At 54.4% G+C, this 15,659-nt stretch carries 12 protein-coding genes; 2 read left to right on the top strand and 10 right to left on the bottom strand.

From position 1 onward, the window contains the following. Positions 1-35 precede the first annotated feature (35 nt). The 5 genes from lolD to R5L00_RS09295 all read right to left on the bottom strand — a co-directional run bounded on the left by lolD (position 36) and on the right by R5L00_RS09295 (position 5,198). Complete coding sequence (gene lolD, locus R5L00_RS09315) at positions 36-713, bottom strand: lipoprotein-releasing ABC transporter ATP-binding protein LolD (protein ID WP_317651163.1); 678 nt, start codon at positions 711-713, stop codon at positions 36-38. Then, positions 706-1,953 carry a lipoprotein-releasing ABC transporter permease subunit gene (locus R5L00_RS09310; RefSeq protein ID WP_107694084.1) on the bottom strand — a complete coding sequence of 416 codons (1,248 nt, stop codon included), beginning with the start codon at positions 1,951-1,953 and terminating at the stop codon, positions 706-708. The genes lolD and R5L00_RS09310 overlap by 8 nt, the downstream gene beginning before the upstream one ends. Positions 1,954-2,093: 140 nt before the next feature. After that, entirely contained in the window at positions 2,094-4,202 is a 2,109-nt protein-coding gene (locus tag R5L00_RS09305) for a TonB-dependent receptor (protein ID WP_317651150.1), read from the bottom strand. A gap of 165 nt (positions 4,203-4,367) precedes the next feature. Further along, positions 4,368-4,736, bottom strand: coding sequence for a hypothetical protein (locus R5L00_RS09300; RefSeq protein WP_107694082.1), 369 nt, complete (start codon positions 4,734-4,736; stop codon positions 4,368-4,370). Between the two features lie 72 nt (positions 4,737-4,808). After that, positions 4,809-5,198 carry a Fur family transcriptional regulator gene (locus tag R5L00_RS09295; protein ID WP_258192674.1) on the bottom strand — a complete coding sequence of 130 codons (390 nt, stop codon included), beginning with the start codon at positions 5,196-5,198 and terminating at the stop codon, positions 4,809-4,811. Positions 5,199-5,371: 173 nt separating this feature from the next. On the opposite strand from R5L00_RS09295, the gene R5L00_RS09290 reads away from it, so the two are divergent. Together R5L00_RS09290 and R5L00_RS09285 are read left to right on the top strand one after the other, a co-directional pair. Beyond that, positions 5,372-6,724, top strand: a complete 1,353-nt coding sequence (locus R5L00_RS09290) for a hypothetical protein (RefSeq protein ID WP_317651143.1) — start codon at positions 5,372-5,374, stop codon at positions 6,722-6,724. A 46-nt stretch (positions 6,725-6,770) separates the two neighbouring features. Then, positions 6,771-8,951 carry a VanZ family protein gene (locus R5L00_RS09285; RefSeq protein WP_317651141.1) on the top strand — a complete coding sequence of 727 codons (2,181 nt, stop codon included), beginning with the start codon at positions 6,771-6,773 and terminating at the stop codon, positions 8,949-8,951. Between the two features lie 45 nt (positions 8,952-8,996). Here R5L00_RS09285 and R5L00_RS09280 read toward each other — a convergent pair whose 3' ends face one another. The 5 genes from R5L00_RS09280 to R5L00_RS09260 form a co-directional block, all read right to left on the bottom strand. Then, complete coding sequence (locus R5L00_RS09280; protein WP_317651140.1) at positions 8,997-10,841, bottom strand: HAD-IIIC family phosphatase; 1,845 nt, start codon at positions 10,839-10,841, stop codon at positions 8,997-8,999. A gap of 24 nt (positions 10,842-10,865) precedes the next feature. Then, complete coding sequence (locus R5L00_RS09275; protein WP_107694077.1) at positions 10,866-11,564, bottom strand: TylF/MycF/NovP-related O-methyltransferase; 699 nt, start codon at positions 11,562-11,564, stop codon at positions 10,866-10,868. Positions 11,565-11,670: 106 nt separating this feature from the next. Continuing rightward, on the bottom strand, positions 11,671-12,618 hold the full coding sequence (locus tag R5L00_RS09270) for a GNAT family N-acetyltransferase (protein ID WP_317651138.1): 948 nt from the start codon (positions 12,616-12,618) through the stop codon (positions 11,671-11,673). Next, positions 12,615-13,577, bottom strand: coding sequence for a polysaccharide deacetylase (locus tag R5L00_RS09265; RefSeq protein WP_317651136.1), 963 nt, complete (start codon positions 13,575-13,577; stop codon positions 12,615-12,617). The genes R5L00_RS09270 and R5L00_RS09265 overlap by 4 nt, the downstream gene beginning before the upstream one ends. A gap of 132 nt (positions 13,578-13,709) precedes the next feature. Next, positions 13,710-15,644, bottom strand: coding sequence for an XrtA/PEP-CTERM system amidotransferase (locus tag R5L00_RS09260; protein ID WP_107694074.1), 1,935 nt, complete (start codon positions 15,642-15,644; stop codon positions 13,710-13,712). Positions 15,645-15,659: the final 15 nt, after the last annotated feature.

Here is a 15,659-nt window from a genome sequence, read left to right as displayed (position 1 = left end):
CGTAATGCGAATTCAACTTGCGGCGAAGCCCGTCACTACCCTGCCAACATCCCGTCTTCAAGGTGCAATGTGCGCCGAGCCTTTTTGGCCAGCTCCGGATCGTGGGTAACAATGATCAGACTTGCGCCCATACTGCGATTAAGTTCGAGCATCAAGTCGAATACCTCGCCCGCGGTGCGGCGGTCGAGATTCCCGGTGGGTTCATCCGCGAGCACGCAGGCGGGACGGGTGACCAGCGCCCGGGCAACGGCGGCGCGCTGACGCTCGCCCCCCGAGAGTTCGCCAGGGGTATGGGTGAGGCGATGGCCTAGGCCCACCTGCTTCAAAACTCCCGCAGCGCGCTCGTAGGCTTCGGTATTGTTCATGCGGCGGATAAGTAGCGGCATCGCAACGTTTTCAAGCGCGCTGAACTCTGGCAGCAGATGGTGAAACTGATAGATGAAGCCGAGCGACCGGTTACGCAGCTTGCATCGTTCTTCCTCGGGGACAGCCGCGATGTCGTGCCCCATGATGCGTATTTCACCGCCGGTCGACGCATCCAGTCCACCCAACAGATGCAGAAGGGTGCTTTTTCCGGAACCGGATGCGCCGACAATCGCCACCGTATCGCCCTTTGCCACATCCAGGTCTATCCCCATCAGTACGGGCACTTCAAGCTTTCCCTGATAGTAACTCTTGCGCAGGTTGCAGCAGGAAATGATGCGCTCATTCATACCTGAGCGCCTCGGCGGGGTTGACCTTTGAAGCACGATAACTCGGATAAAGCGTCGCAAGCAAAGTAAGAACAAACGATACCGCTGCCACCGCGACTACGTCGGCGAGTTGAAGGTCCGAAGGGATTTCGCTTATGTAATAAACTTCCGGCGAAAGGAACTGGATGCTGAACACGCGCTCGATTGCGGCGATCACCACCTCAATGTTATATGCCAGCAGCACGCCCCCGAAGACTCCCAGCGTCGTTCCAAGGACACCGATCAGGGTGCCTTGCACGATGAAAATCTTCATTATGCTGCGCGGACTGGCGCCAAGCGTGCGTAAGATGGCGATATCAGGCTGTTTGTCGGTTACTGCCATCACCAGCGTGGATACGATATTGAACGCCGCCACCGCGATAATGAGAGCAAGGATAAGCGATAGCATCCGCTTTTCGATCTGGATCGCGCGGAAATAGTTGGCATGCTGCCGACTCCAGTCGCTGATGTATACTTCCGTGGAGATCATGGGCGCGAGTTCCTGGGCAACTTGCGGCGCATGGAACAGGTCGCGCAACTTGAGCCGGACACCGGAAACCTCATCATCGCCCATACGGTACAGCTTTTGTGCATCCGCCAAATGGATGAGCACCAGGCCGGAGTCATACTCGATATGCCCCGCCTGGAAAATGCCCGTAATCGTGAACTGCTTGAGGCGCGGCAAAATGCCTGCCGGCGTTACCTGCCCTTGAGGCGAGATCAATACGATCTTATCGCCGGTAAATACGCCTAAAGCCCTCGCCAGTTCCCGACCAATGACCATACCGAACCCGCCGGGTGCGAGACTGGTGATTTCGCCATCGACCATCATACTGGCGAAATCAGCTACGTCGTTCTCCATTTCCGGCAACACACCTCTCACCGCAACGCCGCTGACGATTTGATCATGCGACACCATGCCTTGTGCGCTGACATAGGGCGCCGCTGCTTCCACCTCCGGATGTCCGAGTGCTTCCCCCGCAACATGCCGCCACCCCGTGAGCTTGCCGTCTATCCCACTCACCTGGATGTGAGATGCCACGCCGAGAATTCGTGTCCTGACTTCTTTTTGGAAACCGTTCATCACCGACATGACGGTAATGAGTGCGGTCATGCCCAGCGTAATGCCGAGCAGGGAGATCAGGGAAATGAAAGAGATGAAGTGATTACGGCGCTTGGCACGGGTATAGCGCAAACCAATAAAAAGTTCGTAAGACGACACGGATCAGCATACCTGATATCAAATGCAATCCCGAAGTGTGCCACATTCCACGAAGGCTTGATAGCCAGCTGAGCCATGACTCAAGCCACGTGCGCCTTCTTTGCGACGGAAACGCGTATATCTCGAAACGGCCCCACGATTTAAAACTCACCTCTCAGGCCGGCCACCAGGGCTCGTCCCGGCAGCGGTGCAAAATCCTTCAGGAAGGAGGTATGAACCCGCATCTCTTCATTAAGAAGATTCCGGCCTTGAAGGAAGATTTTGATGCCATTCGATCGCGTTTGCTTGATTCGGTAACTCAGCTCCACATTTAAGAGAGTGTAACCGGGCGTGCTGCTTTCCAGCTCTGCCACGTGGTTTTGGCGCATGACCCGAGTTGCGCTTATGTTCGATGTCCATGGCCCGGTCCGATGATTGAACTCCACTCCAAATCGCCACGGTGTAAGTCGCGGCACATTTCCCCCACTATCCAGTTTTCCACGTACATAATCGGTAAAAAGGCGTAATTTGATTTCGTCCGGTTTTATGGTAAATATCGCTTCCGCTTCTGCTCCGTAAAATCTGGCTCCAGCCTGTGTAAAATTTTGCACCAGAAATTCACCATTGGGATCGAGTGTTCCCGTATCGTCCGCACGATCGGCCACGCCATCACCATTAATGTCGGCACTGCGCACAAAAATATAGTTGCTGATCCAGTTATGGAATGCATTGACTTTCCAGGTCACGGCACCAGTGGTCTTGCGTAGCGCAAGGTCGATATTGCTGGTGGTCTCGCTGCTCAAGTCACTGTCGCCCGTCTGAAAGGTGGCCGTGCCATGGTGCGCACCTTTTATGTACAGTTCTTCCGTTGCCGGCGCGCGTTGTCCCCGGATGGCTGTAAGGCCCAACCCGTAGCCTTCCATGAATTTCCATAACGCGCCCGCGGATGCGTTGTAGAGTCCAAATGAGCGCGAGGGGAGAAGGTCGCCCTTGGGGTCCTGCGCAGCATACTCCCCCCGTCCGCCGAGTTCGAGGCGCCATCGGTTCCAGTTGCGCTCTTCGATCAAAAATACGCCCACCGAATGCGATCTGGTAACAGGTACCACTGTCTCCGCGCCAAGGGCTGAAAAGTGGCGATCGCGGAACTGAACGCCTATTACGCCCTTCCAGTTCGCCACGGGCTCATGCAAGAGCTCGGCACGGCTTTCGAGTGCCTGATTCTTAAATCGAGTTGCAATCTCTCCGGTGCGCTCGATTTCGGCATGCTTGTAATCGTTGTATCCCATCCGTACTTTCAGCTTCTCGAACCCGGCAATGGGCTTGTCCAACTCACCCGAGAAATCGTAGCGGGTCTGCTTGAGATCGATCCGTGCGCCCTCAGGACCGGGTATGCCGTATTTGCTTTCCAGGTGGGCTATCGATCCACCCAAGAAGCCCCGCTCGCCCACGAAGGATGCCCCTCCGGACAAACCACCCGAATTTACCGCGCTGTTTTCGACAATGCCTTTTCGGCTGGTCGGATCGCTCTCATTGGCTCGGCCCGGAATATGGTAATCATCGGTCTTACGCTTGAAGCCGCCAACGCTCCATGACATCTGCCTCATGCTCCCAGCCGCATTGAAGGCACCGGTGCGTTCTTCCGTTGCAGTATTTCCCCGGACTTCAAAGTCTCCTTTTGGGGATTTGAACAACTGGTTTGGGATACGCATATTCACGACATTGACTACTCCCCCCGAAGCACCGCTGCCATAGAGCAATGTTGCCGGACCCCGCAAAATCTCGATCTGAGAAGCATTGAGCGATTCCGTCGTTACCGCATGATCCGGGCTGATGGAGGAGATATCCATCGTGCCGATTCCGTTCTCCAGCACCCTCACCCGCGGCCCATCAAGGCCGCGAATGATGGGACGGCCGGCTCCCGGCCCGAATGAGGTCGACGCGACGCCCAGTTCGCGCGAAAGCGTATCGCCCAGGCTTGCTTCCCGCTTGCGGCGCAGATCATCACCGCGCAACACGGAAACAGGTTGAGCCATGTCCAGTTCGCTACGATTCTCAAATGGCGTCGACGTCACCACGACGGGCGTTAATACTTTGTCCGCCCCGGAACCCTGAGCTTGAGCAGAGATTTGGAACAGAGCAAACACAATCGCGGCAGGCAGCTTCCAGCTAAGGTTCGCGCTTACGCGAGTCCTGCGCAGAGTGGTATTGCCTGCGATTCCTGTCGCGCCGGAGCAAGGCAGATCCGGCGGATTACAACCTGAATAGTTCATGCCAATTCTTCAGAAAATTAACGGCAGATCGCGTGCGAACACTTCACGTGGCAAGCCACATGGGTGAGCAAGGATAGGCAGGCAGGACCTAAATCGGGATTAGACCGGCGTGAGCCGCCGGGATAATGACTATTCGATCAGGTCAGCCGCATGGAAAGCGAGGGATTACGCTAGCGGGGGTGCGCGGGTGAGGTAGGGAGAAGAGAAATGGGGGACAATGAACAGCGCGGTGAGGTGCGGTAGCGGTTGACGCGCGGGTTGGGCGAAGAAACAGAATGCCAGAACAGGAAGGAGAATGCCCAATCCTGCCAGAGCGAGGCAGTCGAGACAAAACCTGTCGCTGTCGAAACCCGCGTTCGCATCCGCTTCGGCCACGGACCCGCTGACTTCCTTGCCGCCATCCGGCTCGGAAATGCCAATGGTATTAGCGGGCGCAAAGTGCGTAAGCGCATGTGCCGCCTGAAGAACCGGCACCAGCGATAACGCCAGTAGCAATAAAAAAAATAGCGCCTTAACGCCCTTACGCAAAATCATCGCTGATTCTTTCACCAATATCCCGCTGTGCTCCGCAATCCCGGTGTGCTCCGCATTTATGAATCGGACCGTTCAGGTACAGTCAGCGCATAATCCTTTCACTCTCAGGTCAACTTCCTGCGAGCGATAGCCAGCTGGGAGCGGACGGTCGTACTCGGCCTTCATATCATCGAGGCAGATCACGGTCGTGCAGCGTGTACATTCAAAATGCGCATGGGGGTGCGGATGCGTATCGAGATTCGCGCGGAAACGCCAAATCCGATCGGCACTCACGACCCTGTGCACGAAGCACTTCTGGTTCAACCATTCAAGCACGCGATAGAGCGTGACACGATCCAACCTCTGGTTGCGGCCCACACGCTCTTCAATTTCGTGGTGTGTAATTGCCCGCCGCTCCCCCAGCAGCGCGGCAAGGATATGTACCCTGCCAGACGTCGCCCGCTCCCCGCGGCTGCGGATCATCTCTTCTGCTTGTTTATGCAGTTCTAACATAAATGGTAGTATTGCAACAAAGTTGCATTCAACTATAACCGAATGATCTCGAGGGCGCAATGCCGTACGATGATGGTGCAGTCATACATGAGAAGAACGTTGAGAATGAATTGATGCCTTCGGGCTTGCCGAACCTAAGCTAAATGACCAAAACAGCTGTTGTTCTTTTTTTGGCGCTCGCCAGCATTCCAATTGGCTCTTCATCTGTTTTCGCAGCCGCCACCTATACCTTAAGACCGGACAACTACCTTGTCAGACTAAGAGTATTGGAGCCGGGCGCAAACGTCCGGCTCATGCCGGGGGAATACAGGGACGGGCTGCCCATCCAATATCTTCGCGGCACCGCCGAAACGCCGATTACTATCGCTGGACCCGAGACAGGTCGGCGGGCCGTTTTTTTCGCGCGACGCGGTCACAACACCGTTAGTATCGTCAATTCGAGTTATGTCACACTCAGGAACGTGGATCTGGAAGGGCAAAACCTGCCGGTGGATGGCGTGAAATGCGAGGGGCACGCCGACTGGGCGCACCACATCACGCTTGACGGGCTGCGCGTGCGAGGCCACGGCAACAATCAGCAAACGGTGGCCATTTCGACGAAGTGTCCGGCATGGGGCTGGGTGATTCGCAACAGCGTGATCATGGGAGCGGGAACGGGCCTCTATCTTGGCAATTCAGATGGTCGGGCGCCGTTTATTGCAGGGTTGATCGAGCACAATCTTATAGCCGATACAATCGGCTATAACTTGCAAATAAAACATCAGCAACCGCGGTCGTTGTTGCCCGATATGCCGGGCGGCAACAATGCAACGATAATCAGGCACAATGTCTTCAGTAAAACCAACGGCGGATCGAAAGAGACAGCAAGACCGAATGTACTGGTCGGGCACTGGCCGCTTGCGGGACCTGGGTCAAATGACCGATATCTCGTATACGGTAATTTCTTTTATCAGAACCAGCACGAGTCGTTATTCCAGGGCGAGGGAAATATCGCGTTATACAATAACCTGTTCGTTAACCATTTCCACGACGCAGTCCGCATCCGGCCACATAATGACACAGTACGCACGATATCCGTGTTCTACAATACCGTTGTTGCAGCCGGCGCGGGAATTGTACTCGTGCGCAAGGCGGAAGATCCGCCTTATCAACAATGGATAGAGACCAATGCGGTGTTTGCTCGCATACCTATAGCGGGCCTCGCCAGTGAAGGCAACCTTGTGGGTAGATACGCGGAAGCGGTCGAGTATCTGGCCAGGCCCCACGCACCTTTGGGCGAACTGAATCTGCTGCCAAACGCGCGGGCGAACAGGGGCAGCGTCCCTGCGGCCGACCGTTCGCCCTTTCGTACTTTCCCCGAACGTACTTTCCCTGAAGCCGAGCTGGATTTTGACGGCGATTTGCATGGAACGGCAGAATGGGGCGCTTATGCAATCACTAAGAAACGGCCACGCTGGCTCCCGACACTGGAGATTATCCCGATGCGTGCCAAGTAATGATGGGCTTCCCTTCCATTCTCTCCTCAACAGAAGCTTCTGACTGATGCGGATTCTCTCGGTCATCCTGCTGTTAATCGCCTATGGGTCGTTGTATCCCGGCAATTTTTCGGCGCCACGGGCAGGTACTCTCCAGGCGTTTCTGACGAATTTCACCTGGTTTACTTCGATTGGAGATGTGCTGGGGAATATCGCGCTCTTTTTTCCACTTGGAATCGCAGCTGTTTTATTTTCATCGAGCAGGCGCCCCAAGGGTACTCATTTTGGCGTAGCGCTTTTATTGGCGTTCATCTTTTCGCTCGCCCTCCAGTTAGCGCAAGTCTGGCTGCCGTCGCGTACCGCGGCCCTTGCCGATGTACTCTGGAACATGGTCGGTATGGCCTCAGGCATGACCGCAGCGAATCTTGTGGCAAAGCGGGTACACACTAGCGCCCACTCATTGAGTTATTTGACGCTTATACCGCTATCCATATTAGTGTTGTGGCTGCTTAACGAATCGTTGCCCCTTGCACCAACGCTGGACTGGCAAAAAATCAAGGATGCGTTAAAGCCATTGCTCGAGTTTAACTTCAGCCTCCCCAAGAGCCTGATGCATGCAGCCGGCGTAGTGGCGGCAGGCACGGCCTTGATGGCGTTGAGAGCGCAGCCTGCTTTATGGTTGGGGGGCGCGCTCATTGTAGTTCTTGCTGCAAAGCTTATCGTCGTGAATCTGTATTTGGACGCATCGGCCCTGGTTGGCATGGTTGCTGGATACGTGTTGTTCGCTTCAATGCTCCGACTCGGCCACTCCAGAAGAATTTTTGAAGCGGCGTTCTGGCTAATGTTGATAGCCTGGACTGCAATTGAAATTACACCGTTCTTCCTTACCCGTAGTGGAACGATCAATATCATTCCTTTCGCAACCATGCTTCATGGATCCATGGAATCCGGTGCGCACGGATTGGTTCGATCGTTATTCATTTATACGGCTCTGCTATGGCTTGGGCATAAAAATGGGATGGATACGAGAAAGACCATAGTCGGGCTGGTTATATGGTCGTGCTTGATCGAGTTGAGTCAGATGGCATTGCTGGGCCGTACCGCCGATGTGACAGAACCGATACTACTGATGCTGGTTGGCTGGGCATTAGGCGTCGTGCAGCGCCACCAGCCCCAAGTCGAACCGGTGGCAGAAACAACCCTGCCTCAGCTCGATGATACCGCAGTGACCACTGCAAAGATGAGCGGTAGACGCACTCTTACTTCCATTGCGCTGGGAATGGCGATATGGGTTGCTATTGCATGGCTCGTTACGCGGTCAGAACTTACCCCATACAATGTCCGCGAACTGGTATACCAGGGGCACCCCTTTAGATCACTGGTATTACTTGCAACGCTTTTTTACTGGTCGATCGGTTTTCCCGTCTTCATCGCGCGCTGGCTGACGCGAGGAGGAATGTACCTGCTCAGCTTTCTGCCCCTGGTATTGCTGCACGGTCTGGTCGCGTGGCTACTGATCGTATCCGCAGTGCCAAGCGAAAGCATCCATGATATTGTCGGGTCGCCCGTGCTGGGATGGCCGTGGAAATGGGAATTGCTCGGGCGTTTTCTGGCATTGTTCTGCATTTGGAGCGTAGCGGCCACCGCAGGCAGCATCTTGGCCGCAACCGGAATACTCCCGCATGCCAAAACTTCGCTGTTGGGGTGGGTGATTGGTGCCTGCCTCGTTGTGCCGGTTTCGTATTATGTCGTCGTGTCGCAGGCATCGACCGATAATCTGGTTGAGCTAATAGCCAACAATGGCAGCTTAGGCTCCTTTTTGCTCATTGGCTCCGCCCTCGTACTGCTGCTGTTTGGCGGAGCCAAGGTCGCATTGGCGTTTTCCCTTGGGGCAGTGCGGGCAGACAAAGCAACCATGTGGGTGCTAGGCGCTGGAGTTTCAGCATACCTGGCACTTCATTTCGGCCTGGAACAGATCATCGTCAAGTACGGCCAGGTTTTCTCCGCATTGCAGTTCTTGCTGAGTAGCAACCGTGAGAATCTTGCCGGAACGGGTGAGCTAATCGTTCGATATGCCATACTTTATAGCGGTCTCCTCGCAGCCATCGTCATGGTACAAGGTCCGCTATGGCGTTGGGTAATCCTGGCCCCACGGCATGATCGGATTGCGCGGGAGTATTTGCAGGACTCAACCGGGTCAAGCCATACGCCCTCGCATCCCTCGCACTTCCCGACCTCAGATCAATAAAGTGCCGGTTCCAGCAGCCCAGTCGATCCCCAATGGCGGGTTTGACTATCTCTGGCTTTCCTGCTGCGCAGGCGAGGACTGCACCGAGATAAAATCGCACTCGAGCGTGTGACACGTCAGATCAAGACACAGCCCCTTACCTGATGAGTATGGGACGAAATTCAGGCTTTCGAGCACTTGCTGGGCCGGAATATTGCGCCCGGTAGGCTGGAAGTTGACCCACAGGCTCTGCGGCTTCCGACCTTCCAGCCCATTCACCAGGTAATTGAAGAAAGCCTGTTCAATAAATCTTCCTTGCACGCGGCAAGAGAGCATGAAATCCTCAACGCGTATTTCCTCCTCGGAGAACCGTACAAGACAAAAACCCACCGCGCCATAAGAACCATAATTGTCAGTACACCGGAGAACGTATTTGCTGACCTCGTTATCCGCAAGAATGGGGAGTATCTCGCTCCTGAGGTACTTGCGTCCGGAAAAATTCAACTGGTTGGTGCGCTGGACGAGTTCAGACACACGGTCAAGATCATCGTCGGCATAAAGATCCACGAACAGTTTTATTCCACACGATGCCAAAAACGCAAGGTAGTCCGAACCAAATTGGGACGCGCTCTTCTTGCGCACGAACTCCTCCCGGTAAAACTGGCTGCGTTTCTTGGCCTCGTCGCTGACGGTACCCTGATAGCGTGGGCTTGAGAATAGCTGATCGATATCAGCTGCGTCCACGCAGGCAACGCCCTTAAGGGCGCGAGATACTTCTTCCAGTTCGAATGGGTTGTCGTCAATAAAAGCGAAAGTATCTAGACCTATATTGAGCTGCTCTGCAATGAGCCTGATGTTCTCGCTCTTTGGCAACCAGTTAATCTGGGGATACAGGAAAAAGCCCGCTATATCTAACTCTTCCAGACGTCTCCAAGCACTCGGCTCGTCGTTCTTACTGGCGATACTCAGCAAAACCCCCCGTTCATCAAAGAAACGAAGCAGCTCAAGCACATTCGGCCGCAGAGCCACTGCTTCGTTCTCAAGCAATATGCCATTCCACATCGTATTGTCGAGATCCCACACCACACACTTGATCTTCGGCTGACCGGGATTAGCAATGGTTGCAACCTTGCGGTGAACGACAAAATCGGCAGTAAGAAATACGACGCGCGCAACGCCTTCGCCATCGGGGATGATGTTGACATCGAACGGCAGACCGCTATCGGTGACCTTTGAAAAGTGTTCGCGCCCGAATTCATGGCGGGAGTATCCTGGTGGCAGGATAACCGATGACCTGAAAGGAGGGGGACGTGTCCCGGCATGCAAAGCCTTGCTTATCCCTGCCGCAACCATCATATTCAGTTGCATGCGCACAGGCACATCCATAGGATTGTAGACTTCGAGCAGGAAGACGTCAGGCTGTTGCCTGGAGATGGAATTCCTTCGGTGTAGCCAGCGGCCGAAACGTTCCAGAAGCGCCTGTTCCAGATACGACCAGCGACTGTCGCGTGTCAGCCGGTACATCCATGTTCCGAACACATTGGCAAGCGGGGCGGACAAGCTGATCATGCGCTCGATAAGAAGAGCCGCCCCTGCAGGCAGCATCAAGGTGTTTCCGCGCGCCTCGATTTTGCCCCACTTCTTGAATGCAACCTCTGCTCCATAACCACGAGCAGAAGGAAAGCTGCGGTTGCGGTACATTCCGTAGGCCAGGCGTCTGCAGCGGCTGTCCGGCCTGCTTTGATAAAGATCGCAGGAGGTGAAACAGCTCGGCGCCGCGCACTCCACGCAATGCTCCCCCCACATGAGCAAAGACATTTTTGCAATGTCATCAACGGGATCATACGTGGATGCCGGAGCAAGCCCCCGATCCACATGCAGATGCTCCTCGTATTTATCGAATTCGAACATGGCTCACGCTAGCGGCTTAGCCGGCTACCCGGTTATCCTGCAAATAAACGATTTTCCAAGCGGAGCATAGTCCATGTAGGGAATGACGCGAACGCGCGCCTGTTTTTGCAGAAATTCCGCGAGGGCCTTTTGTTCGCCCTGCTCAGGATCCCCCTTGTAGTTGTAGAAGTCATCGAAACAGATGATGGAACCATTGACGAGATAGGGTTGGATGAAATCAAGCACCTGAATTGTAGAATCGTATAGATCGCAATCAACGTAGATGATCGCCGCGTTGCGTCCCGAGAATCGCCTCCGTGTCGCGTCGTTCAGGCTCTCGCTGTAAAAACCCGCCACCAGTTCGTATTCTTCCGGTTCAAACCCTCGAGCACGGAGAATTGCCTCAAATTCCGGTCGTGTGCAGGCGAACTGTCCCTTGTACCAGATATTGTCGGGATGTTCCCCGATATCAGGCAATCCCTGAAAGGAGTCAAAGCCCCATAATTTCATGTCGCGCCGGCGGTAACGGCGCATCATCCGGTGTGCGTAGCCGAATGTTTTTCCTCGCCACAACCCGAACTCCAAATAATCTCCCGGGACCTGATTAATTTTTGCAAATTCAAAGGCCTGGCCCAGCATTCCAAGTTCGGTCATCCGATTATCTGACCGGCGATCCATCACCTCTATTACCCGAGCGACCCATTCGGCATCTACTACCTTTTTTAATAATTCTTTGATGGCCATACTGTCCTTACCGTTCAAGGCATTATTATTCAAGACTCATTTGAGCAGCCCGTAAACGCTGCTGTACCTGTAACTCCATTACTTCGCGAAAATTTTAACGTGGGTGTTATTTTACCCCGCCGGATCGAATCAATTTTTTGACCATCGTTTTTATACCGAGCTGATGAAGCGTGTCACCGATTGATTTGCTGAAATCATCGAATGCTTTTTGACTGTGTAGCAAAAAACTGTTGCGTAAGCTGGTACGAAGAAAAAAAACGTTCGCGCATTGAATGTTATGGGTAGCAAACAGTTTCTTGTGCTCCGATTGACCTTCGGTAAAATCGAAGAAGCGGAACGAACGTTCCTCAAATAAATGCTCCAGTGCAAGCCACTGCAAAACCGTGCCAACCGAGTAATTCATGTAGGCAGGATCGTACCCAAGGAACGCGTAGATCAACACCCCATTATCGATTGGGCAGTAGAGGTACGAGACCGGCCGACCCTGATGGAACAGGATAAAGCCGCGCACTCGTCCCTCTCGAGCGAGCCGCTCCACCTCATCCAGAAACTCCGCCGTATCCGGCAACCCCGCATCCAGCAACTTTTCCTGATATGTAATTCTGGAAACAGCGCGAGCCAATTTATAGAACTCGGGCATTTCCTCTGGGGCCTTATAAACCCGCCAGGAGATCCCTCCTCCGCAGTATTCCGCATATTTCCGGACCTTGCGATTCAACGTTGAGCGCGTCTTCGACGAAAATTTGTTCTTGTACTCGTCGAATGACTGGCGCATGTCAATGTAATAACGCGCGTACTGGGAGGGCACGTAACATAGGAACCCTTGCTGTTTTCGAAGAACTGGCTGCCTGCCGACAACACCCAGCGATCGTATCAGAAAACCCTGGCTATCGGCTGGAAGGGCCTCTGTCGGGGGCTCCGGCTCTGCCACGGGAGGAACCTCATCATCCAGCGATACTTCCCGGACCTGTAACCATAGCTCGGGCGCAAGCAGCGTCTTATCCCCCAGCCGTATCTTGATGGGCACCGGGCGACAGCTCCAACTCTGGCTCAACGAAACCCTCCACGCAGGCCTTGCTCCAGCATTCGCAGGCCGGTTTTCCAGAGTGGCGAAGTGAGCGGAGCGGGCTGTGAAGGTACCAGGGCGGGAGCCAAATTGCGGAAACCCCGAACTCGAAAACAATCCCGATGGCGATCCAGAAACGAGCATAGTTTGCGGAAGCGCGCGACCACGATATCGTCCGGGCCATCCATGCTGCGATTCAGAAATTCGAAGTTGTGGAAGAGAATGACAAATGCCTTGCGTCTCGACTCCAGCGCCTGCCAGAGCAGGCCTTCCATCTCGCGATACGAACATGCCGTAATTTGAGCATGACGTAGCTTGCGGGTGCCGCCCTGAAAAACCGTCATCGGATACTCGTAAACGCCCTCACATTCCATGGGTTCCACCAGCGGAATTTCGGGGCTGATTCCGCTATCCGGCCCGAACAGGCTAGCGTTATAGCTGCTATCGAAAGCGATGCGGTTTATTGAGAGCGCCTTGAGTGTTTCTCTGTTGAAACCAAAGCTGCCGGCACGAAACGCGTTTATGCTCCCCCCGCCAGCGGATTCAATCAATTCTGCCCCTGCCCGGATGAGTACCGTTTGTTCCTCTAGAGAAAAGTAGCGCAGGAATTGCCTTTTACCTGTAATGCCTTCAAGCAAGGGCTCCGTCGATTCGTCAACCCATTCCGTATGCAGGTGAAGCTGTATCTCATGAGCCGGCTGGCGCACCAGACCGAGAATTTCAGCCAGGGGCGCCGAACCGAACCGGGTCGCGAAAAGAGGCTCAACAAAGAAGACCGCTGTGAGACCGTGCTCCTGTAACAACCATAATTGAAATGGCAATCCGTAATCACCTTTAGACGTTGGCCCGTAGACGTACCGCTTAAATGCGTCGGGAAACTTGGCGTCGATATTATCCCAGCCGTCACACCATACCTCTACGTCAGCTGTAAGGAAAACATCCAGCATCAGGACCTCGGGTTCAGCCGTTACTCACATTAACCACAGCAGGTAACGAGGCTGCGGCAAGACCAAAAATGTCCAAGCGGCAGTTCGCTTTTATAGTCTTTGCTTGCCCGCCTATGTGTCCCTCATGCATCTTTACGCCACCTTGAGGTTTTTGTTGGTCGAACGCGGCTGTTCGCCGTAGAGAACGTTGCGCAGGAACGATTGAAACATGAGTAATGTCCACAGCGGCGCACTATGATCGCGCCGGCCTGACTGGTGCTGATCCAGCATCTCCTTAATAACGCTACTGTTAAAAAAGCCGCTATCGGACAAAACCGGGTCCATCAGGGCATTGTTCAATCTCTGGCGTAACGGGCCGCGAAACCAGCTTGCCAACGGAACCGCAAACCCCATCTTGTCGCGGTAAAGCACGTCATTAGGCAAATAAGGTTCGAGTGACTTTTTGAAAATATATTTTCCCTCATGCCCCTGAAGTTTCAACGACGCTGGAAGCCCGGATATCCACTCGACCAGGTTATGGTCGAGCAGCGGTACCCGCACTTCCAGGGCATGAGCCATGCTGGCGCGATCTACCTTGGTGAGAATATCGCCGACGAGGTAAGTTTTCATGTCAAGGTATTGCACGCGGGACAGCGCGTCCTCCGCGGGGCATTTAGCCGCATGCTGGCGAAGCACCTCGACCGCTTTGTAACCTTGCAGGTCCCGCTGGAAGGAGGGGCTGAACAAGCGCTGGCGCATGCCGTCCTTCATAATGGATACACCGTGAAAGTATCCTTCGACCGAATCACGGCCAAGCGCTTCGAAAGTGGATTTCGCGCGTAAAAACCTTGGCGCCCAGTCGGCCTTTGGATACATCCCTCCCAAGAGGCCGAATAAGGGCTTGCGAAGTCCGAGCGGAAGCATGCCGCGCATACGCTCTTCATAAAGATGCCATCGATAGCGGCGATACCCAGCCAGGTTTTCATCGCCGCCGTCCCCCGACAGGGCGACAGTTACACGCTTTCTTGCGAGCCCGCACACGCGGTAAGTCGGCATGGCCGAACTATCGGCAAACGGCTCGTCGTACAGAAATGCCAGCCTGTCTATGAGGTCGAAATCATCCTGGTCCACCTGCTCCACATAATGATGGGTCCCGTAACGATCAGCTACTTTCTGTGCGTACTGGGACTCATTGAACGCAGGATCTCCGAACGAGATCGAGCATGTATTGACCGGTTCTGGCATAAGACCGGCCATCATGGCCACTACGGCGCTTGAGTCGACCCCTCCCGAGAGGAAGGCACCCAGCGGCACCTCGGTCATGAGATGTATCTTTACCGATTCGCGCAACCGGACAACCAGCTCTTCCTCCGCTTCTTGCAGACTCATCGCCGGGTGCGGGATAAATGGCACATCCCAGTATTGGTTCGGACGCGCCATGCTTTGCCCAGTGCGCAATTTCAGGGTATGCCCGGGAGACAGTTTGAAAGCCTGCTTGAATATGGTCTTTGGTTCGGGCACATAACCATAAGCAAAATATTCTTCTATCGCTTGCGGATCCAATTCGCGGGCAAAGCCAGGGTGAGCAAGCAGGACCTTGAGTTCCGAAGCAAAAATAAACATCCCGTCTTTAAGCAGGCTGTAGTAAAGCGGTTTGATGCCGAGCCGGTCGCGGGCCAGAAACAGCACCCCCCGGTTCCGATCCCACAGGCCGAAGGCGAACATCCCCCGGAAGCGGTCCACGCACTGCTCGCCCCACTCTTCCCACGCATGCACAATGACTTCCGTATCGCAGTGAGTTCGAAACACATGACCCGCGGCGCTCAATTCCTTGGCAAGCTCCTCGAAGTTGTAAATTTCGCCGTTGAAAACGACAACCACTGTACCATCCTCGTTGAACAGTGGCTGTTGCCCGCTGGAAATGTCCATAATGGAGAGTCGACGATGACCGAATCCGATACCAGGCTCTGTGTGCAATTCTCCCTCATCCGGCCCGCGGTGAACCTGCATCTGATTCATCCTCGCCAGCAGCTGGCGCTCGATTTCTCTTTTTCCGCGCGTATCAAATAACCCAACGATTCCACACATGCGATTTGCTTTCCC

Origin of the sequence: Nitrosospira sp. Is2, from assembly GCF_033095785.1 — a bacterium.
Classification (GTDB): domain Bacteria; phylum Pseudomonadota; class Gammaproteobacteria; order Burkholderiales; family Nitrosomonadaceae; genus Nitrosospira.
The sequence above is the reverse complement of the archived record's forward strand: the minus strand, read 5'-3'. Positions and strand labels throughout refer to the sequence as shown.

Bases quoted from the DNA above. Each gene is read 5' to 3' on its own strand.
- lolD (WP_317651163.1), bottom strand. From the start codon at position 713: ATGAATGAGCGCATCATTTCCTGCTGCAACCTGCGCAAGAGTTACTAT.
- R5L00_RS09305 (WP_317651150.1), bottom strand. From the start codon at position 4,202: ATGAACTATTCAGGTTGTAATCCGCCGGATCTGCCTTGCTCCGGCGCG.
- R5L00_RS09300 (WP_107694082.1), bottom strand. From the start codon at position 4,736: ATGATTTTGCGTAAGGGCGTTAAGGCGCTATTTTTTTTATTGCTACTG.
- R5L00_RS09295 (WP_258192674.1), bottom strand. From the start codon at position 5,198: ATGATCCGCAGCCGCGGGGAGCGGGCGACGTCTGGCAGGGTACATATC.
- R5L00_RS09290 (WP_317651143.1), top strand. From the start codon at position 5,372: ATGACCAAAACAGCTGTTGTTCTTTTTTTGGCGCTCGCCAGCATTCCA.
- R5L00_RS09285 (WP_317651141.1), top strand. From the start codon at position 6,771: ATGCGGATTCTCTCGGTCATCCTGCTGTTAATCGCCTATGGGTCGTTG.
- R5L00_RS09280 (WP_317651140.1), bottom strand. From the start codon at position 10,841: ATGTTCGAATTCGATAAATACGAGGAGCATCTGCATGTGGATCGGGGG.
- R5L00_RS09275 (WP_107694077.1), bottom strand. From the start codon at position 11,564: ATGGCCATCAAAGAATTATTAAAAAAGGTAGTAGATGCCGAATGGGTC.
- R5L00_RS09265 (WP_317651136.1), bottom strand. From the start codon at position 13,577: ATGCTGGATGTTTTCCTTACAGCTGACGTAGAGGTATGGTGTGACGGC.
- R5L00_RS09260 (WP_107694074.1), bottom strand. From the start codon at position 15,644: ATGTGTGGAATCGTTGGGTTATTTGATACGCGCGGAAAAAGAGAAATC.